Below are 19,603 nucleotides of genomic sequence, written 5' to 3'. Positions count from 1 at the left end.
TCATACGAATGCGCCGCGTTCCAATACGGATAATTCAGCAACACCACATCACCCGGACGCAGATTCTCCCGCCCCACATACTCCACACCCTTGCGCAGCGAGAAGTCGTTTGCGCCGAGGAAGAAGGTGAGCCCGGTGGCCTCGGCGATCAGCCGCAGGTCCGCGTCGTACATCGACATGCCGAAGTCGTGGACCTCGTAGATGACCGGGTTGAACGATGTGCGGATCAGCGTGGCCCGCATCTCCTCCGCCGCCGCGAGCAGGTAGCTGCGCACCACCTCGGCGGTCGCGCCGTCCAACCGGGCGCCGTCCAACCGGGCGCCGTCCTGCCCCGCCGCGTCCTGCCCCGCCGCGTCCTGCCGTGTGCCGTCCTGCCGCTCCGTCATGACGCCGCCTCCACAAGCCGTACCAGCAGATAGCCGTGCTCCTCGACCTCGACGCGCCGGCCCGAGGGGACCACGGTGGTCGAGGTGCCCTCGTCGACCAGGGCGGGCCCGTCGAACGTGTCGCCCGGCTCCAGCAGCGCGCGGTCGTAGACGGCGAACGAGGCCGTGGCTCGGGTGCCGAAGTCGTACGCGTCCCTGCGAGAGAGCAGTGCCCGGCCCGCGTCGCCGTCGCCCGGCGGGCGCGTCACCAGCTCGGGCCTGTCGGTACGGCCGATGCCGCGCACCCGCAGGTTGAGGATCTGCACCCGGTTGTCCATCGCGTGCCCGTACCGCGCCTCGTGGGTCTCCTCGAACGCCCGCCTGATCGCGTCCCGGTCGAGGTCGCGGCCCGCGGTGACGATGAGCGAGTGCTCCTGGCCCAGGTAGCGCAGCTCGAACTGGCGCTCAAGGACCATCCGGCCGGCCGGGACCCGCTGCGCCTCCAGGGAGGCGACCGCCTCGGCCTCGACCCCCTTGAACACCGTCTCCAGCCCGTCGAGGTCGGCGTCGTCCAGGGTGGCCATCACCGTGCGGGAGAAGTCGTCGACGATGTCGGCGCTGAGCATGCCCCAGGCGGAGAAGCCCGACGGCGCGAACGGCACGATGACCTCGCCGATGCCCATCTCCGCCGCGAGCAGCGGGGCGAGCAGCGGCCCGGCCCCGCCGAACGCGAGCAGCGAGAAGCCCCGGGGGTCGTGTCCCCGCTCGACCGTGATCTGCCGGACGGCCCCGACGGTTTTGGCGAGCAGCACGTCGAAGACGCCCGCCGCCGCGGCCTCCGGGCTGAGCCCGAGGGGCCCGGCCACCTGCTCGTCGAGCGCGGCGCGGGCGGCGTCGGCCCGCAGCTCCATGGTCCCGGCCAGGAAGCGTTCCGGGTCCACGTAGCCGAGGACGACCGCCGCGTCCGTGACAGTGGGGCGGGTGCCGCCCCGGCCGTAACACACCGGGCCGGGGTCGGCACCCGCGCTCTGCGGCCCCACCTTCAGCAATCCCCGCTCCAGCCACGCGATCGAGCCCCCTCCGGCACCGATCGTGCGGATGTCGTACGTGGGGATCAGCAGCGGGAAGTGCTCCAGCTGCGCCTCGTAGGCGGCCACCGGGGACCCGTGCTCGATCACGCACGCGTCCAGGGAGGTACCGCCGATGTCGAAGGTCAGAAGGTCCCGGCGACCGAGGGCGGCGGCGATGTGCGCCGCGCCCACGATGCCGCCCGCCGGGCCCGACAGCACGGTGTGCGTCGGGGAGGTCTTGGCAACGGCCGACGTCATGGAACCGCCGCCGGACCGCATGATCAGGAATCGTCCGTCGAAGCCGCGCTCGGCCAGCCCGCTCTCCAGCCGGTCCACGTACCTCTCGAAGATCGGCCGGATGTAGGCGTCGAGGACGGTGGTGCTGGTCCGCTCGTACTCGCGGTACTCCCTGACGATGTCGGTGGAGACCGAGACCGTCACCTCCGGGTACGCCTCGCGGATGATCCGGGCGGCCTCCCGCTCGTGGGAGGGGTCGAGGAAGGAGTGCAGGAAGCAGACGGCGATCGACACCACGCCCCGCTCCTCGACCAGGACGCGGGCGGCCTCCCTGACACCGGCGGCGTCGAGCTCCTCGACCACCCGGCCCCGGTGGTCGAGCCGCCCCCGTACCCCGGCGGTGTGGCGGCGCCGCACGAGACTCTCGGGCCGCTCGTACTGGAAGTCGTACATGTGGTCGGCGGGCACGTTGCCCCTGCCGATCAGGAAGATGTCGCGGAAGCCGTCGTTGGTGACGATCCCGGTGGGCTCGCCGCGCCGCTCCAGGACGGCGTTGAGGCCGAGGGTGGTGCCGTGGATGAACAGCTCCACCTCCGACAGGTCGGTGCCGAGCGCGGCGACCGCGTCGAGCACGCCCTCCCAGGGACGGGCCGGGGTGGTCGAGGCCTTCCTGAAGCGCACCCGGTGGGTGCGCGTGTCCAGCTCCATCGCGTCGACGAAGGTGCCGCCGATGTCGACGGCCAGCCGGAGGTGCTTGGGGTCGGGCATTGCGGGTGTCACCTTTCGATCAGCGCGGGGATCTCGGCGGCGCGGTGGCAGGCGACCAGGCTCGCGTCGTACGGGCGGAGTTCCTGCTCCCGCTCCCGGCACTCGCCGGTCGCGAAGGGGCAGCGCGGCGCGAGGGCGCACCCCTCGGCGGCGTCCGCCTCCTCCAGGTCCCTGGTCAGCTCGACCCGCGGGCCGCCGTACCCGGCGCCGAGGCTGGGGGCCCCGGCCAGCAGCGCCCGGGTGTAGGGGTGCAGGGGGTTGCCGAAGACCTGCTCCACCGGCCCCTCCTCGACGATCCGCCCCAGGTAGAGGACCGCGACGCGGTCGCAGAACCCCCGGACGGTGGCCAGGTCGTGGGAGATGAAGACCGTGCCGCGCGAGCGGTCGCCGCTCACCTCGGCGATCACCTTCAGGATCTGCGCCTGCACGGTGACGTCGAGCGCCGAGGTCGGCTCGTCGAAGACGATCAGGTCGGGGTCGCCGACGAGCGCGCGGGCGATGCCGACGCGCTGCGCCTGCCCGCCGGACAGCTCGTGCGGGCGCCGCCCCAGGATCGACGGGTCCAGCTCCATGCGCTCCAGGACGCGGGCGACGCGCGAGGCCCGCCCTGCGGCGGGCACCCCGGCGGCGCGCAGCGGCTCGCCGATCGCGTCCGCCACGGTCCGCCGGGGGCTGAGCGACCCCACGGGGTCCTGGAAGACCAGCTGGGCACGGGTACGCAGACGGCGCAGCTCCCGGCCGCGCAGCTCGGACAGGACCCGCCCGGCCACCTCGACCCTCCCGGAGGAGGGCGCCACCAGCCCGAGCATCAGCCTGGCCAGCGTGCTCTTGCCGCAGCCGCTCTCCCCGACGATGCCCAGGGTCTCGCCCGCGGCGACGCCGAGGCTCACCCCGCGCAGGGCGTGGTGGCCCCCGCCGCCGAAGCGTGCCCGGTAGAGGACGTGCGCGTCCTCGACGCGCAGCACCTCCCCGCCGCTCCCCTTCCCGGAGACCGTGCCTCTCCCCGAGACCGTCCCCTTCCCGGAGACCGTGCCTCTTCCGGAGACCGGCTTCACCTCCGGGAGCGTCCACGCGCCGGACGGGGCCGTCGTACGCGCGGGCGACGCCTCCGTACGGGCGGGCGAGGTCCGGGTCTCGGCGTCGGTCTCGGCGTCGGTCTTGGCCTCGGTCTCGGTGAAGGCGACGGGATCGGTGAGGGGCCCGGAGCGGGGGTGGAAGCAGGCGGCGCTCCAGTCGGAGGCCAGGTCCACGGCGAGCGGCAGCTCCGTCGTGCACAGCTCCGTCGCGTGCGCGCAGCGCGGCGCGAACGGGCAGGAGGACGGCGCCTCCACCGGCAGCGGCATCGCGCCGGGGGTGGCGACCACCGGGCGCCCGTCGATGTCGGGCACCGAGCGCAGCAGTGCCCGCGTGTAGGGGTGGGCGGGCTCGTCGAGGACCTGCGGCCCGGGACCGCTCTCCACCACCGTCCCCGCGTAGAGCACCACGACGCGGTCGCAGACCTCCGCGATGGAGGCGAGGTCGTGGGAGATCAGCAGGACACCGCGCCGCTCGGCGTTCGCGGCGAGCCGGAAGCGGTTGAGGATCTCCCTGGTGAGGGTCACGTCCAGCCCGGTGGTGGGCTCGTCGGCGATCAGCAGGCCCGGGGCGCACCCGGTGGCCAGCGAGATCATGACGCGCTGCGCCATGCCGCCGGAGAGCTCGTGCGGGTAGGCGTCCAGCCGTCGCCTCGGGCTGCGGATGCCGACCGACTCGAACAGCTCGGCGGCGACCTCCCTGGCGGGGGCGGCGGCCAGGCCCCGGTGGGTGACCAGCCGGTCGACGAGCTGGCGGCCGACGGTCCTGGTGGGGCTGAGCGCGCCGCGCGGGTTCTGGAAGCAGATCGCGGCGCCGTGCCCCCGGAAGGACTCCAGCTCGGCGGCGCCCATCGTGAGCACGTCGGCGCCGTCGAACAGGACCCGCCCGCTCGTACGGGAGCCGCCGGGCAGCAGGCCCACGATCGAGCGGGCCACCATGCTCTTGCCGCCGCCGCTCTCACCGACCAGGCCGACCACCTCGCCGGGCTCGACGCTCAGGTTCACCCCGCTCAGCGCGGCCACCCGGCGTCCGGGACGGTCGATCACGACGGAGAGGTCCTCGATCGACAGGAGGGTCATCGTCCGTCACCTCCTCGTGGAGTCGGCGCGTTCCTGCAGGCCCTCGCCGAGGAGGCTGAAGCCCAGGACACAGATCAGCAGCAAGAGGCCGGGAGGCACCGAGGTCCACCACCGGCCGGCGACGACGTCCCCGGTGCCGAGGCTGATCATCGCGCCCCACTCGGCGGTGGGCACCGGCACGCCGAGCCCGAGGAAGGACAGCCCGGCCAGCGTGAGCATCGCCCAGCCGCAGTTCAGCGGGGCGATGACACGCACCGGGGTCAGGCTGTTGGGCAGTACGTGCCGCCAGAGCACCCCCCAGAAGGAGGCGCCGGAGGTGCGGGAGGCCTCCACGAAGGGCAGTTCCCTGATGGAGCGCACCTCGGCCCGCACCAGCCGGGCGTACGCGGGCGCGTTCACCAGCGCGATCACCGCGACCAGGTTGGCGGTCCCGCCGCCGAGCAGCGCGGCCACCGCCAGGGCCAGGATGAAGGTGGGGAACGCCTGGAAGACGTCGAGCACCCGCATCAGCACGTCGTCCGGCCAGCCGCCCCGGTATCCGGCGACCAGGCCGACGAGACTCCCCGCGACCACGGCCAGGGCGACCGCGACGACCGCGATGCCGACGTCGAGCCTGGCGGCGTGCAGGACCCGGCTCCACACGTCCATGCCGTTGAGGTCGGTGCCCAGGAGGTGGGCGCCGCCCGGCGGGGCGAGGGACGCGAGGGGGTCGATCTCCTCGGGGCCCCACGCGGTCAGCAGCGGCGCGAACACGACCGCCACGGCGACCAGCGCCAGGATCACGGAACCGGCCGTGATCAGGGACGACGCGAAGCGCCGGTCCCCACCGGCCTCTTTGACGCGTTTCGTCTTGGGAGCGCGTCCGGTCCCGGTCCCGGTTTCGGGAACGCGTCCGGCCTCGGGGGCGTGGTCGGCGTCCGGCATCAGATCCTCACTCTCGGGTCGAGGACCGCGTGGACGACGTCGGCGACGAGGAACACCACCACGTAGAACAGCGCGATCACGAGCACCGACGCCTGCACCACCGGGTAGTCCCGGTAGAGCAGGCCGCGCAGCGCCCACTGCCCGAAGCCCTGCCAGGAGAAGACGTACTCCACGAGGACGGTCGAGCCGATGGAGAAGCCGAACACCAGGGCCGCCAGCGCGGGAAGGCGCACCAGCGCGGCCCGTACCAGATAGCCGTGGAGCAGCAGCCGGTTCCCGAGCCCGTGCGCGGCGGCGGCCGTGTACGCCTCGGAGGCGAGCACCTCCAGCGCGGAGGCCCGGACGCTGCGCAGCAGCGGCGCGACGATGACGATGACGAGCGTGGCCACCGGCAGCACGAGGTGCTCCAGCGCGGAGACGAACGCGGGGCCGTTGGCCGTCAGCGCCGCGTCGAGCAGGTCGGCGCCGGTGATCAGGCTGAGATCGGTGTCGGGGTCCACCCGGCCGCTGGGCGCGGGGAACCAGCCCAGCACGCTGTAGCCGACCAGGACCAGCACCAGGCCGAGCCAGAACTCCGGCACCGAGTTGCCGACGAGTGCCGCGACGCGGACGGTGTGGTCGCCGAACCGGCCCGCGTTCCGGGCCGACCAGATGCCGAGCACCGTGGCCAGCACCAGCGCCACGGTCAGCGCGATCACCACGAGCTCCATGGTCGGCCCGACGCGCACGGCCATCTCCGAGCCCACGGAGGCACCGCTCTGGATGGAGGTGCCGAAGTCACCGGTGAACAGTCCCCCGACGTAGTCGAGGAACTGCCGCCACAGCGGCTGGTCCAGCCCGAACCTGGCCCGCGCCGCGGCGGCGTCGGCCTCCGTGGCGTTGGGGCCGAGGATGGTGCGGATCGGGTCGCCCGGCAGGACCCTGACGAGGAGGAAGGTCAGGACGACCACCCCGAGGAGCACCGGGACGAGCTGGAGCAGCCGTCTGAGGAGGAACCGGAGGATGCGCATGGATTACTTGGCGACGCTCAGGTAGCGCAGCCGGGCCAGACCGTCCATCGGCTGGACCCAGCCCGCCACCTCCTCCCTGACCGGGAGGTTGAAGTTGGGCTGGCAGACGACGACCCACGGCACGTCCCCGGCCAGGATCTCCTGCACGCGCAGCCAGAGCTTGGCGCGCTCGGCCTCGTCGACGACGGTGTGGGAGTCCTCGAAGATCTTCTCGATCTCGTCGTTGACGTAGTTGGAGTAGTTGAGGCTGGCGCCCTTGGTGAAGCTGGTCCCCAGCATGTACTCCACGTCGTTGACCCAGAGCTGGCCCACGGTGATCTGCAGCGGGATGTTCTTCTTCTCCCTGCGCTCGGCGAGCGTGGCGGGGTCGAGCGGGGTGAGCTTCAGCTCGATGCCCGCCTTCCTGGCCTCGCTCTGCACGATGACGGCGATCTGCTGCTGCTCCTCGCTGTCGGTCTGGAAGACCAGCTCCGAGGTGATCGAGGTCTTGCCCGCCCCGGCCAGCGTCTCCTTCGCCTTGGCGACGTCGTAGGTGTAGGGGTAGCCGGTCTCGGAGTAGCCCGGCATGTCCAGCGGGACGACACTCTTGGCGGGCCGCGCGTCGCCGCCGTAGACGTTGGCGATGATCTGCTCGTACGGGACGGCCTGGGCGAGCGCCTTGCGAACGGCGGGGTCGTCGAAGGGCGCGGTGGTCACCGACATCTGGATGGCGACCTGGTTGTTGCTCGGCGCGGAGATGACCTTGATGCCCTGGGTGGTCTTGAGGTCCTTGATGTCGCGCTGGCCGATCCCGAAGGCGATGTCGATGTCGCCGTTCTGCAGCTGGAGGCGCTGGTTGGCGGCGGCGGGCACCACGGTGAGCCTGATCTCGGGGCTTTTGGCGCCGTCGGGGCCGGGATAGCCGGTGTTGGCGGTGAGCACGATCTCCTGGCCCTGGACCGCCTTGCCCACGTTGAAGTAGCCGCCGCTCGGGGGGTTCTTGGCGAACCACTCCTTGGCCCAGGGGTCGTCGGCGGTGGCGTGCTTCTTGGCCTCCTCGGAGTCGAAGACGTACAGCGAGATGGCCTGGATCTGCCGGGTGAGGGCGCTGGGGAACGCCTGGGTGAACGTCACGGTGTGGTCGTCGACCACCTTGACCTGGTCGGCCTCGGTGAGCCCGATCAGCCGGTAGATCCCGGCGACGTTGGCCTTCGCGGCGAAGGCCCGGTCCTTGGACCACTTGACGTCCTTGGCGGTCATCTCGTTGCCGCTGGCGAACTTCACGCCCTTGCGCAGCTTGAGGGTCCAGACCTTGTTGTCGGCGTCGGGCTCGAAGGACTCGGCGAAGGTGGGGGCGATGGCCTCGGTGTCGAGGATCTGGCCGTCGCCGACCGAGGTGACCCCGTAGTCGACCATGTAGGGGAAGACGTTCTTGTAGAGCATCAGCGCGGTCAGGTCGAACCCGACGAAGTCCTGGTCCCAGCTGCTCAGGTAGCTGCCCACCGCGATCCGCAGCGCCGAGGCGGCCGGGGCGCCGCTCCCGCCGGGGGCCGCGCTCGCCGCCGGGGTGCCGGGGTCGCCCGCCTTGGTGCCCGCGGCACACCCGGTCGCGAAGAGGAGGGCGACCCCACCCCCGAGTTGCAGGATCGAGCGACGGGACAGCGCGGGGGACACCGGACCGTGGGGGTGAGGGAAACCGGGCATCGCAGTCCTCCAGGGGCCATGAGGGATAGGCCGCGAGGCGGGCGGATCGCCGTACTGACGCCCACCCGACCTACATGTGCCGTTTGTTCTATCAGACCTGAGTTTGGTGAACAAGAGACCAACGCTTGTTCACGCATAAAACCCATGCTCAGGAAGGAAATGGCAGGCGCGAAAGATCGCACAGAGGGACCATGTTCACTGAATTTCACACGAACGACGCCCAGCTGTGACCAGCGCTTCCTACCCTCCCGGCAGAGCCTGGCACACCGGGTCCCCGCCCCCGGAGGGCGGACCTCGCGAGCGGCGGGCCGAACGGGTGCCGTGCCGAACGGGTGCCGGGCCGAACGGGTGCCGGGCCTCGCGAGCGGCGGGCCGAACGGGTGCCGTGCCGAACGGGTATCGGGCCAAACGGGTGCCGGGCCGATCGTGCGCGGACGGGCAAGGACCGTGCGCCGGCGGGCAACCGCGTCGCGCGCCCGTTGCCATAGTTTCGACAGGGCACCACGTGCTGCGGCGCGGGCCCTTTTCTCGCTCATGGCCATGGGTGGGAAAAGGGCCGGGTGTCCACGGCGGGGGCCAGGGGCCGCGGGCTGGGGAGCCGGAGCGGCGGTGAGGGGCGGGTCCGGTGCCGACCTCGGGACGAACCGGGGCGGGCCCAGGTGGGGCCGGGGGACGGCGCGCGAGCGCCGGCGAGCGGTGGGGGAACGGTCGACAGGGGCTTTCATGATCCGTCGCGACCGCGCGGGCCGGGACCGCGCGCTCCCGGCGGCTCATGGGAAGGACCGCGTCCAGCCTGCGTCCGCCGCCTCTCCACCGACCGGCCGGACCCGCTCCCCCACCACCCGCCGCGAACCGGCCGATCGCACTCCTCCGCCACCGGTCACGGGCCGGCCGACCCCGTTTTCCCGGCGCCGGTCGGGAACCGGCCGGGCCCGCTCTCCCATTGACCGCCACGGCACGCCCGGTTCATGATTATCGCCCTCAGGATGGGCAGGACATATCAGGGCGAGTACGGGTTCGACCGGAGCCGGTTCTCGACCACGGTGCCGCCGGGACCCCGGTGGCATTCCCTGCGGGAGTGAGCCGATGTTCTCCGTACCTGTCCTGCTCGTCGTGACCGCCGCGGCCGTGATCGCGACGCTGGCCTGCGCGCTCGCCCTGATGGCCGGGACCGCCTGGCCGCTCTCCCTGCTCAGCGGCGTCGCGGCGGGCGCGGCCACCCTCAGCGTGCTCTCCCGCCTGCTGGACGACGGCCACCGGCTCCGTCCGTAGTGCCCCGATGTTCACCCGGCCCCCGGCACCCCCGGCGTGCGAAACGGCTTCCGGCACCCCCGGCGTACGAAACGGCTTCCGGCACCCCTCCGAGCGGCGGGGCACCGGAAGCCGGTGGGAACAGCCGGGAACGCCCGGATCAGAAGCCGCGCGCCAGGTGGTAGTAGGCCTGGTTCCAGCGGATCTCCTTGGCGAACTGGCGGGGAGTGGTGTCCGCGTCGATGACCAGGAGCTCGACCCCGAGCATCTCGGAGAGGTCGGTGAGCTCCTCGGTGCCGAGGGCCGACGACAGGACGGTGTGGTGCGGGCCTCCGGCGGTGAGCCACGCCTCGGCGGAGGTGCTCAGGTTCGGGCGGGGCCTCCAGACCGCGCGGGCGACGGGCAGGCTGGGCAGCGGCTCGGCGGGGGTGACCACGTCGATCTCGTTGGCCACCAGCCTGAACCGGTCCCCCATGTCGGACAGGCCGACCACCACGGCCGGTCCCGGCTCCGCGTCGAAGACCAGCCGGACCGGGTCCTCGCGCCCGCCGATGCTCAGCGGGTGGATCTCGCACGAGGGCACCCCGGCGGCGATCGTCGGGCAGACCTCCAGCATGTGCGCGCCCAGGATGACCTCCTGGCCGGGGGCCAGGTGGTAGGTGTAGTCCTCCATGAAGGAGGTGCCTCCGGGAAGACCGGCCGCCATCACCTTCAGGGTGCGGACCATCACCGAGGTCTTCCAGTCGCCCTCGCCGCCGAAGCCGTAGCCGTCGGCCATCAGACGCTGCACCGCCAGCCCCGGCAGCTGCCGCAGCCCGCCCAGGTCCTCGAAGTTGGTGGTGAACGCGCCGAAGTCCCCCTCGGTGAGGAAGTGACGCAGCCCCAGCTCGATGCGGGCGGCGTAGCGCAGCGAGTCGTGGCGCTCGCCTCCGGCGCGCAGCTCGGGGGCGAGCTTGTAGGTGTCCTCGTACTCGGTGGTCAGGACGTCCACGTCGGCGTCCGTCGCGGCGTCGACGGCGGCGACCAGGTCGTTGACGCCGTAGGTGTTGACCGAGACGCCGAAGCGCAGCTGCGCCTCCACCTTGTCGCCCTCGGTGACCGCCACGTCGCGCATGTTGTCACCGAAGCGGGCCAGCCGCAGCGAGCCCACCTCCGCGCGCCCGGCCGCGGCCCGCGCCCACGCGCCGACGCGCGCCGCCACCGCGGGGTCGCTCACGTGCCCGGCGACGGTCTTGCGCGCGACGCCCAGCCGGGACTGGATGTAGCCGAACTCGCGGTCGCCGTGCGCGGCCTGGTTGAGGTTCATGAAGTCCATGTCGATGGAGCTCCACGGCAGCTCCACGTTGGCCTGGGTGTGCAGGTGCAGCAGCGGCGTGCGCAGCGCGTCCAGCCCGGCGATCCACATCTTGGCCGGGGAGAAGGTGTGCATCCAGGCGATCACCCCGACGCAGGCGTCCGAGGCGTTGGCCTCCAGGCAGAGCCGGCGGATCGCGCCGGCGTCGGTGAGCACGGGCTTCCACACCACCCGGAACGCCAGCGCCTCGTCGAGCTGCTCGGCGATCCTCCGGGACTGCTCCGCCACCTGGGCGAGCGTGTCCTCGCCGTACAGGCCCTGACTTCCGGTGAGAAACCAGATCTCACGCTCGTGGAGGGTCACCGCGGACTCCTTTGCCCGTAGACGTTCTGGTAGCGGTTGTACAAACTGTCGATGTCGGACTGCTCGATGGGCACCGGATCGCCCAGCAGGCAGGCGGCGTGCACGGTGCGCGCGACGTCCTCGCACATCACCGCCGCCTTGACCGCCGCGCGGGCGTCCGCGCCGATGGTGAAGACGCCGTGGTTGCGCATCAGGACCGCCGGGGAGCGGTGGCCCTCCAGGGTGGCGACGATCCCCTTGCCGATGTCGTCCCCGCCGATCAGCGCGAACGGCCCCACCGGGATCTCGCCGCCGAACTCGTCGGCCATCGCCGTCAGCACGCACGGGATGGCCTCGCCGCGCGCCGCCCAGGCGGAGGCGTACGTGGAGTGGGTGTGCACCACGCCGCCCACCTGCGGCATCATCCGGTAGACGTACGCGTGCGCAGCGGTGTCGCTGGAGGGGGCCAGCTCGCCCTCGACCAGCTCGCCGTCCAGGTCGCACACCACGATCGACTCCGGGGTCAGGTCCTCGTACATCACCCCGGACGGCTTGATGACGAAGAGGTCCTCGCCGGGGACCCGGCCGGAGACGTTCCCCGCCGTCCAGGCGACGAGGTTGTAGCGGACCAGTTCCTGGTGGAGCGCGGAGACCGTCTCCCGCAGCTTCCTGACGACGGCGCTCATCGGGCCGCCCCCGTCCCGTACGAGCCCGGATGCCCGGCCGCACGCGGGGTCGGGGGCAGCCCTCGCCCGATCAGGTGTTCCTCGCGCCCGGTCACGCGTCCTCCTCGTTCGTCGACGTGCTCTTGTCGTTCTCGCCGGCCTCGTTGCGCAGGGCGCGCAGGCCGTGCAGCATCTCCCCGCCGGCGAAGTGGTCGTGCAGGCGGCGGTACTCGGCGTACAGCCGGTCGTAGGCGTCCGCGCGCCCGCCGTCGGGGATGTAGGCGGCCTCGCCGCGCCCGCCCATCGCGGCCGAGGCGGAGGTGATGTCGGGGTAGGCCCCGGCGGCGACCGCGGCGTGGATGGCCGATCCCAGGGCGCACCCCTGCTCGGAGCCGATCACCGAGATCGGGCGGCGCAGCACGTCCGCGTAGACCTGCATCAGGAAACGGTTCTTGATCAGGCCCCCGGCGGCGACGAACTCGGTCACGGGCACCCCGGAGCCCTCGAAGGTCTCCACGATCGTGCGGGCGCCGAACGCGGTGGCCTCGATCAGCGCCCGGTAGGTGTCCTCGGGGCGCGTCGCGAGCGTCTGGCCGACGACCACGGCGGAGAGGTTGTGGTCGACCAGCACCGAGCGGTTGCCGTTGTGCCAGTCGAGCGCCACCAGGCCGTGCTGCCCGACCCGCTGCGCGGCGGCGCGCTCGGTGAGGAGCTCGTGCACCGTGAGCCCGCGCTCCTGCGCCTCGCGCTCGTAGGAGCCGGGCACCGAGGTCTCGACGAACCACCCGAAGATGTCGCCGACGCCCGACTGGCCCGCCTCGTACCCCCACAGGCCGGGCACGATGCCGTCGCGCACCACGCCGCACATGCCGGGCACCTCGGCCAGGGCGTCGGAGGACATGACGTGGCAGGTGGAGGTGCCCATGATGGCGACCATCTGGCCGGGCCGAACGGCGTCGGCGGCGGCGGCCGTGACGTGGGCGTCGACGTTGCCGATCGAGATCGCGATGCCCTCCGGCAGCTTCGTCCACTCGGCGGCGCGGGCGTCCAGCCGTCCGGCGAGGCCGCCCAGGGGGGACGGCTCCCCGCCGAGCTTGGCGGTGAAGCCGCCGAAGGCGGGGTTGAGCTCGGTGAGGAACTCCTCGGAGGGGTAGTGGCCGTCCTGGCGGATGGCCTTGTACCCGGCCGTGCACACGTTGCGCGTCTCCACGCCGGTGAGCTGCCAGACGATCCAGTCGGCGGCCTCGATCCAGCGCTCCGCGCGGTCGTAGACCTCCCGGTCCTCCTCCAGCACCTGCAGGCCCTTGGCGAACGCCCACTCCGAGGAGATCTTCCCGCCGTAGCGGGGCAGCCACGCCTCTCCCCTGCGGGCGGCGACGGCGTTGATCCGGTCGGCGTGCGGCTGCGCCGAGTGGTGCTTCCACAGCTTCGGCCACGCGTGCGGGCGGTCGGCGAGCCCGTCGACCTCGCACAGCGGGACGCCGCCGGCGGTGGCGGGCAGCACGGTGCAGGCGGTGAAGTCGGTTCCCAGTCCGATGACCTTCGACGGGGAGATCCCGGCCGCCGCCACCGCCTTGGGCACCGCCTGGCGCAGCACCTCGCGCCAGTCCTCCGGCGACTGCAGCGCCCAGTCGGGGCCCAGTCGCACGGCGATGCCCGGCAGCCGGTCCTCGATCACCCGGTGGGCGTACTCGTGCACGGCGGCGCCCACCTCGGCACCGTCGCTCACCCGGACCACCACGGCGCGGCCCGACAGCGTACCGAAGTCGACACCGACCACGTAACGATCGTTGTTAGCGTTCACATCATCTCCAGGACATCGGGACATCGGGACGTTGGGACCTCGGCGGGGGAGTCCGGCACGGGCGACCGCGCGGGATCCGCGGGGTTCAGGCGCGGTACGGCGCGCCGGGACGTCGCGGACCCGGACCGGGGACGGCGTCCGGACCCGGGCGCGACCTCGGGCACGACACCACGGTACGCGGACCCGGGCGCGAAGCAACGCCACACGGGACCATGGCACGCGGGACCACGGCGAGCGGCCTCGAACGCGAAGCCGCGGCACGCGGGGCCACGGTGAACGGCCTCGAACGCGAAGCCGCGGCACGCGGGACCAAGATACGCGGACCTAGGCGCGGAACGGCGCGGTGCTGGCCCTGGCCACGAACCGCGGCGGGACGACGTGTCGCTCGTGGGACCATTCCGCTCCCGCCTCCATCTGCCTGAGCAGGACCTCGATGCTGTATTTCCCGACCGCCCCGAAGTCCTGCCTGATCGTGGTGAGCGGCGGGGTGAAGAACTCGGACTCGGGGATGTCGTCGAACCCCACGATGCTGAGCTGCTCGGGCACCCGCACGCCCAGCTCGGCGAAGGCCCGCAGCGCCCCGAGCGCCATCTGGTCGTTGGCGACGAACACCGCGGTGACCCCCGGCGTCGCCGCCAGGCGCAGCCCGGCCTCGTAGCCGGAGCGCGGGCTCCAGTCGCCCGACAGCAGCTCGGGGACCGGGCGGCCCGCGGCGGTCAGCACCTCGCGCCAGCCCTCGATCCGCCCGTCGGCCTCCAGCCAGTCCGAGGGGCCGGCGACGTGCCAGACGGTCTCGTGGCCGAGGTCGAGCAGGTGGCGGGTGGCCAGGCGGGCGCCCTCGATCTGGTCGACGCTGACCACCGACACGTCTCCGGAGTGGCTGCCCTCGACGGCCACCACGGGGATGTCGGTGGGCACGTCGGCCAGCGCGGGGGCGGCGGAGCGCTGCGGCGCGACCACCACTATGCCGTCGACTGCCTGCTCGGCCAGATAGCCGAGCGCGTCGCGCACGCCGGCGGTGTCGATGGTCTTGAGGCTGACCATGCTGACGAAGTATCCTGCCGCCCTGGCCGCCTGCTCGATCCCGTAGACCGTGCTCGCGGGCCCGTACAGGGTCGTGTCGAAGCTGACCACCCCGAGGGTGCGCGTGTGTCTCGTGACCAGGGCGCGGGCGACCATGTTGCGCCGGTAGCCCAGCTCGTTGATCGCCTCCAGCACCCGGGCGCGGGTCTCGGCGCGGACGTTGGGGTGATCGTTGAGCACGCGCGAGACCGTCTGGTGCGACACACCGGCCTTCGTGGCGACATCCGCCATGACCGGCGGACGTCGTTCGAGGCTCGGGCTCACGGGCGACTCCTTCAGGACGGCTTGGGACAGACTGTGAGCGCTAACAATGCCTCGCGTCAAGCACCCCCGAGATTACGTTCTGATTACTCAGAGATCATCTGTTAACGCCTACTTGACGTTGCCGTCATCACGCCCTTAACTGGCGCGTACTCTCTTGTTAGCGCTCACATCTCCTGCGAGAAGGTCTCCATGGTGCCAGAAGTCCTGGCCGCCCGGGGGTTGACAGTCGGCCGACCCGGGCATTTGATAGCTCGTCACACAGCCGGACGAACCACCACGTGGTCTGACGCCGCTGATGTGAGCGCTCGCAACGGCGATCAGGACGATGCTCGCGACGAGGTCCGCGAAGACGCTCACGGACCCGTTCACCACAACGCTCACGGACTCCGGAGCGGGCCGCGTCCCGGCCCTCTCCGGCGTCGCCGTGGGCGCGGACCGGACAGGGCGCGCCCCGGCAGTGGCACGCCACAGTCCCGGACGCGCCGCCACGGCACCCGCTACTCCCGGGACGCACCGCGTCCCACCGCTGTCCCGGCCCACCCCTGGGCCGGGACGGGCTCCCACACAGGAGGTATTCGATGAAGTTCGCGAAGCTGGCCACCGCCGCGGTGGGCCTGGCTCTCGCCATGGGAGTGACGGCCTGTGGCTCCAGCGTCAAGACCGTCGACCAGGGCGCGTCGTCGGGGGCGGCCTCCGCGGCGCCCGCCGACACCCTCGTCGGCGTCACCATGCCCACCAAGTCCTCCGAGCGGTGGATCCACGACGGCAACAACGTCAAGGGCGCCCTGGAGAAGCTGGGCTACAAGGTCGACCTGCAGTACGCGGAGAACGACATCCCCACCCAGGTCAACCAGATCGAGAACCAGATCACCAGTGGCGCCAAGCTGCTGATCATCGCCTCGATCGACGGCACCGCCATCACCACGCAGCTGCAGGAGGCGGCCGACAAGAAGATCCCGGTCATCGCCTACGACCGGCTCATCCGCAACTCGCCGAACGTCGACTACTACGCCACCTTCGACAACTTCAAGGTGGGCGTGCAGCAGGCGACCTCGCTGCTGGTCGGCCTGGGGCTGAAGAAGGAGGACGGCTCCGACGGCGACGCCAAGGGCCCGTTCAACGTCGAGATCTTCGCCGGCTCCCCGGACGACAACAACGCCACCTTCTTCTACAACGGCGCGATGGAGACCCTGAAGCCGTACATCGACAACAAGACCCTGGTCGTCAAGAGCGGCGAGACCGACTTCAAGACCGTCGCGATCCTGCGCTGGGACCCCGCCACCGCGCAGAAGCGCATGGAGGACCTGATCACCAAGGCCTACTCCGGTGACACCAAGGTCCAGGGCGTGCTCTCCCCGTACGACGGCCTGTCCATCGGCATCCTGTCGGCGCTGAAGAGCAGCGGCTACGGCACCTCCGACCAGCCCTACCCGGTCGTCACCGGCCAGGACGGCGAGGTCGCCTCGGTTAAGTCGATCATCGCGGGCGAGCAGTACGCGACGATCTACAAGGACACCCGCCAGCTGGCCGCCGTCACCGTCGAGATGGCCGACGCCGTGCTCAAGGGCGGCAAGCCCGAGGTGAACAACACCGAGGACTACGACAACGGCAACAAGGTCGTCCCGTCGAACCTTCTCGACCCCGTGATCGTGTACAAGGACAACTACAAGAAGGTCCTCGTCGACTCCGGCTACTACACCGAGGACCAGCTCAAGTAGCTGTATCGGTGTCATGACGGACGACACCCGGCCGGCGGCGCTCCCCACCGCCGCCGGCCGGGTGCCACGGAGCGGGAAGGCAGTGCGGAGGCGGACGGCATGACCGACGACATACTTCAGATGCGCGGCATCACCAAGACGTTCCCGGGCGTCAAAGCCCTGCAGGACGTCAACCTGGTGGTACGGCGAGGCGAGATACACGCGATCTGCGGGGAGAACGGCGCCGGCAAGTCGACGCTGATGAAGGTCCTGTCCGGCGTGTACCCCCACGGCTCGTACGAGGGCGAGATCGTCTTCGACGGCGAGCCGTGCCGCTTCTCCGACATCAGGGACAGCGAGAAGCGCGGCATCGTGATCATTCACCAGGAGCTGGCGCTCAGCCCGTACCTGTCGATCGCCGAGAACATCTTCCTCGGCAACGAGCGGACCACCCGCGGCCTGATCGACTGGAACCGGACGAACGCCGAGGCCGCCGAGCTGCTGGAGCGGGTCGGGCTGCGGGAGAACCCGGTGACGGCCTCGATGGACATCGGGGTCGGCAAGCAGCAGCTGGTGGAGATCGCCAAGGCCCTCTCCAAGAAGGTCAAGCTGCTCATCCTCGACGAGCCGACCGCGTCGCTCAACGACGAGGACTCCGCGCACCTGCTCGACCTGCTGCGCGGGCTGCGCGACGAGGGCATCACCTCGGTGATCATCTCCCACAAGCTGAACGAGATCCGGGCCATCGCCGACTCGACCACGATCCTGCGCGACGGCCGGACGATCGAGACCCTGGACATGAGGAACGACCAGGTCTCCGAGGACCGCATCATCTCGGGCATGGTCGGCCGCGACCTCGAGAACCGGTTCCCGCCGCACGAGCCGAAGATCGGCGAGGAGGCGCTGCGGATCGAGGACTGGACCGTGCACAGCCCCAGCCAGCACGGCCGCGTCGTCGTCTCCGGTGCCAGCCTGACGCTGCGCCGCGGCGAGATCGTCGGCTTGGCCGGCCTGATGGGCGCCGGGCGCACCGAGCTGGCGATGAGCGTGTTCGGCCGCAGCTACGGGGTCGGCATCTCCGGCCGCGTCTACAAGGACGGGCGGGAGATCCAGCTCCGCACGGTCGGCGAGGCGATCGGCCACGGGCTCGCGTACGCCACCGAGGACCGCAAGCGCTACGGGCTCAACCTGATCGAGGACATCAAGCGGAACGTCTCGGCCGCGGCGCTGAGGAAGCTGGCGAAGCGCGGCTGGGTCGACGACAACAAGGAGTACCAGGTCGCCGACGGCTTCCGCGAGAGCATGAACATCAAGGCTCCCAGCGTGCTGTCGGTCACCGGGAAGCTCAGCGGCGGCAACCAGCAGAAGGTGGTGCTGTCGAAGTGGATCTTCACCGACGCGGACGTGCTGATCCTCGACGAGCCCACCCGGGGCATCGACGTGGGTGCCAAGTACGAGATCTACTCGATCATCAATCAGCTCGCCGACCAGGGCAAGGCCATCTTGGTCATCTCCTCGGAGCTTCCCGAGCTGCTCGGCGTCTGCGACCGCATCTACGCCATGTCGGCCGGTCGCATCACCGGTGAGGTCTCCCGGTCGGAGGCCACCCCGGAGCGGCTCATGCAGTTCATGACCAAGGAAAAGGAGCAGGGAGCACGATGAGCAGCGGCCAGGTCCCGGCGCACGGAGTCGCCGAACCCGCAGGAAAGACCGGAGCACCGCCACCGGGCGGCGGCGACCTCCTGGCGGTGCCCGCGAAGGCACCGGGAGGCCGTTTCTCCTTCAACCTGCGGCAGAGCGGCATCTACATCGCCTTCGCGCTGGTCATCGTGCTGTTCTCCGTCCTGACGGACGGCCGGCTGCTCAGCCCGCAGAACATCTCCAACATCATGGTGCAGAACTCCTACATCCTGATCCTGGCGATCGGGATGATCCTGATCATCATCGCCGGGCACATCGACCTGTCGGTGGGCTCGGTGGTCGCGGTCACGGGAGCGATCGCGGCCGTGCTGATGGTCGACATGGATGTGGCCTGGCCACTGGCCCTCCTCATCACGCTGGTCGTCGGCGCGCTGATCGGGGCCTGGCAGGGCTACTGGATCGCCTACTTCGGCATCCCGGCGTTCATCGTGACGCTCGCCGGAATGCTGATCTTCAGGGCGCTCACCCTGACCGTGCTCGGCAACCAGGGCATCGGCCCCTTCCCCGACGAGGTACGGACCATCGCCAACGGCTTCGTGCCCGGCTTCTTCGGCAACATCGGTCTCGGCCCGCTCGGCGGCGCCGACGTGCTGACGCTGCTCATCGGCCTGGCCGCGGTGGCCGGGATCGCCGGCACCCAGTGGCGGGCCCGCCAGGCGCGGCTGGGCTACCGGCAGAAGGTCGACGCGCTGCCCCTGTTCTTCCTGAAGATCGGCGCCGCCGCCGCGGTGGTGATGGTCATCATCGTGCAGCTGGCCAGGTTCAAGAACCTGCCCTGGGTGCTGGTGCTCCTCGCGATCCTCGTCCTGGGCTACACGCTCATGACCAACCGCGCCGTCTTCGGCCGCCACATCTACGCCATCGGCGGCAACCTGCACGCGGCGAGCCTGTCGGGCATCAAGGTCAAGTCCGTCACGTTCTGGCTCTTCGTCAACATGGGCGTGCTCGCCGCGGTCGCCGGGATCATCTTCGCCGGGCGGCTGAACCAGGCGGGGCCGACGGCGGGAAACAGCTTCGAGCTGGACGCCATCGCGGCCGCGTTCATCGGCGGCGCCGCCGTCCAGGGTGGCGTGGGCAAGGTGGTCGGCGCGCTCACCGGTGGCCTCATCATGGCCGTGATCAACAACGGCATGTCCCTGATCGGCGCGCCCAGCGAGCAGGTCCTGCTCTTCAAGGGCCTGGTCCTGCTCGCCGCGGTGGCCCTCGACGTGTGGACCAAGCGCCGCTCGGGCGCGACACGCTGACCCGTTCCATTCGCTTCGTCCCATCCGCCCCCTGCCCGCCGGACACCC

General features: G+C 71.2%; 14 protein-coding genes. 4 read left to right on the top strand and 10 right to left on the bottom strand.

The genetic code is table 11. From position 1 onward, the window contains the following. From AC5L38_RS37490 to AC5L38_RS37465, 6 genes are all read right to left on the bottom strand, one after another. The coding region (locus AC5L38_RS37490) for a hydantoinase B/oxoprolinase family protein (RefSeq protein ID WP_495247556.1) at window positions 1–386 on the bottom strand (386 nt) is incomplete at its 3' end. Next, window positions 383–2,440, bottom strand: a complete 2,058-nt coding sequence (locus tag AC5L38_RS37485; RefSeq protein ID WP_495247555.1) for a hydantoinase/oxoprolinase family protein — start codon at window positions 2,438–2,440, stop codon at window positions 383–385. The genes AC5L38_RS37490 and AC5L38_RS37485, both read right to left, overlap by 4 nt. Before the next feature lie 8 nt (window positions 2,441–2,448). Beyond that, the gene (locus AC5L38_RS37480; RefSeq protein WP_495247554.1) at window positions 2,449–4,593 is read right to left on the bottom strand and encodes an ABC transporter ATP-binding protein; all 2,145 of its coding nucleotides are present in this window, start codon (window positions 4,591–4,593) and stop codon (window positions 2,449–2,451) included. Window positions 4,594–4,599: 6 nt separating this feature from the next. Continuing rightward, on the bottom strand, window positions 4,600–5,517 hold the full coding sequence (locus AC5L38_RS37475) for an ABC transporter permease (protein WP_495247553.1): 918 nt from the start codon (window positions 5,515–5,517) through the stop codon (window positions 4,600–4,602). Beyond that, a complete protein-coding gene (locus AC5L38_RS37470) occupies window positions 5,517–6,527 on the bottom strand; it encodes an ABC transporter permease (protein WP_495247552.1) in 1,011 nt (336 codons plus the stop codon). Before AC5L38_RS37470 ends, AC5L38_RS37475 begins: the two co-directional genes overlap by 1 nt. Window positions 6,528–6,530: 3 nt before the next feature. Next, window positions 6,531–8,210 carry an ABC transporter substrate-binding protein gene (locus AC5L38_RS37465; protein ID WP_495247551.1) on the bottom strand — a complete coding sequence of 560 codons (1,680 nt, stop codon included), beginning with the start codon at window positions 8,208–8,210 and terminating at the stop codon, window positions 6,531–6,533. 1,086 nt (window positions 8,211–9,296) lie between these two features. On the opposite strand from AC5L38_RS37465, the gene AC5L38_RS37460 reads away from it, so the two are divergent. Then, the gene (locus AC5L38_RS37460; RefSeq protein ID WP_495247550.1) at window positions 9,297–9,482 is read left to right on the top strand and encodes a hypothetical protein; all 186 of its coding nucleotides are present in this window, start codon (window positions 9,297–9,299) and stop codon (window positions 9,480–9,482) included. A 139-nt stretch (window positions 9,483–9,621) separates the two neighbouring features. Here the strand turns inward: AC5L38_RS37460 and araA are convergent, their stop codons facing one another. From araA to AC5L38_RS37440, 4 genes are all read right to left on the bottom strand, one after another. Then, the gene (gene araA / locus AC5L38_RS37455) at window positions 9,622–11,118 is read right to left on the bottom strand and encodes an L-arabinose isomerase (RefSeq protein ID WP_495247549.1); all 1,497 of its coding nucleotides are present in this window, start codon (window positions 11,116–11,118) and stop codon (window positions 9,622–9,624) included. Continuing rightward, the gene (locus AC5L38_RS37450; RefSeq protein WP_495247548.1) at window positions 11,115–11,783 is read right to left on the bottom strand and encodes an L-ribulose-5-phosphate 4-epimerase; all 669 of its coding nucleotides are present in this window, start codon (window positions 11,781–11,783) and stop codon (window positions 11,115–11,117) included. Before AC5L38_RS37450 ends, araA begins: the two co-directional genes overlap by 4 nt. A gap of 91 nt (window positions 11,784–11,874) precedes the next feature. Continuing rightward, window positions 11,875–13,590, bottom strand: a complete 1,716-nt coding sequence (gene araB / locus AC5L38_RS37445; protein WP_495247547.1) for a ribulokinase — start codon at window positions 13,588–13,590, stop codon at window positions 11,875–11,877. Window positions 13,591–13,890: 300 nt separating this feature from the next. Then, on the bottom strand, window positions 13,891–14,880 hold the full coding sequence (locus AC5L38_RS37440) for a LacI family DNA-binding transcriptional regulator (protein WP_389914435.1): 990 nt from the start codon (window positions 14,878–14,880) through the stop codon (window positions 13,891–13,893). 611 nt (window positions 14,881–15,491) lie between these two features. On the opposite strand from AC5L38_RS37440, the gene chvE reads away from it, so the two are divergent. The 3 genes from chvE to mmsB all read left to right on the top strand — a co-directional run bounded on the left by chvE (window position 15,492) and on the right by mmsB (window position 19,555). Further along, window positions 15,492–16,631 carry a multiple monosaccharide ABC transporter substrate-binding protein gene (chvE, locus tag AC5L38_RS37435; RefSeq protein ID WP_495247546.1) on the top strand — a complete coding sequence of 380 codons (1,140 nt, stop codon included), beginning with the start codon at window positions 15,492–15,494 and terminating at the stop codon, window positions 16,629–16,631. A 99-nt stretch (window positions 16,632–16,730) separates the two neighbouring features. After that, window positions 16,731–18,272, top strand: a complete 1,542-nt coding sequence (gene mmsA, locus AC5L38_RS37430; RefSeq protein WP_495247545.1) for a multiple monosaccharide ABC transporter ATP-binding protein — start codon at window positions 16,731–16,733, stop codon at window positions 18,270–18,272. Beyond that, the gene (mmsB, locus tag AC5L38_RS37425; protein WP_495247544.1) at window positions 18,269–19,555 is read left to right on the top strand and encodes a multiple monosaccharide ABC transporter permease; all 1,287 of its coding nucleotides are present in this window, start codon (window positions 18,269–18,271) and stop codon (window positions 19,553–19,555) included. Before mmsA ends, mmsB begins: the two co-directional genes overlap by 4 nt. Window positions 19,556–19,603 lie beyond the last annotated feature (48 nt).

It is taken from the genome of Streptosporangium nanhuense (assembly GCF_059358815.1).
This window is presented reverse-complemented; position numbering and strand designations above follow the sequence as displayed.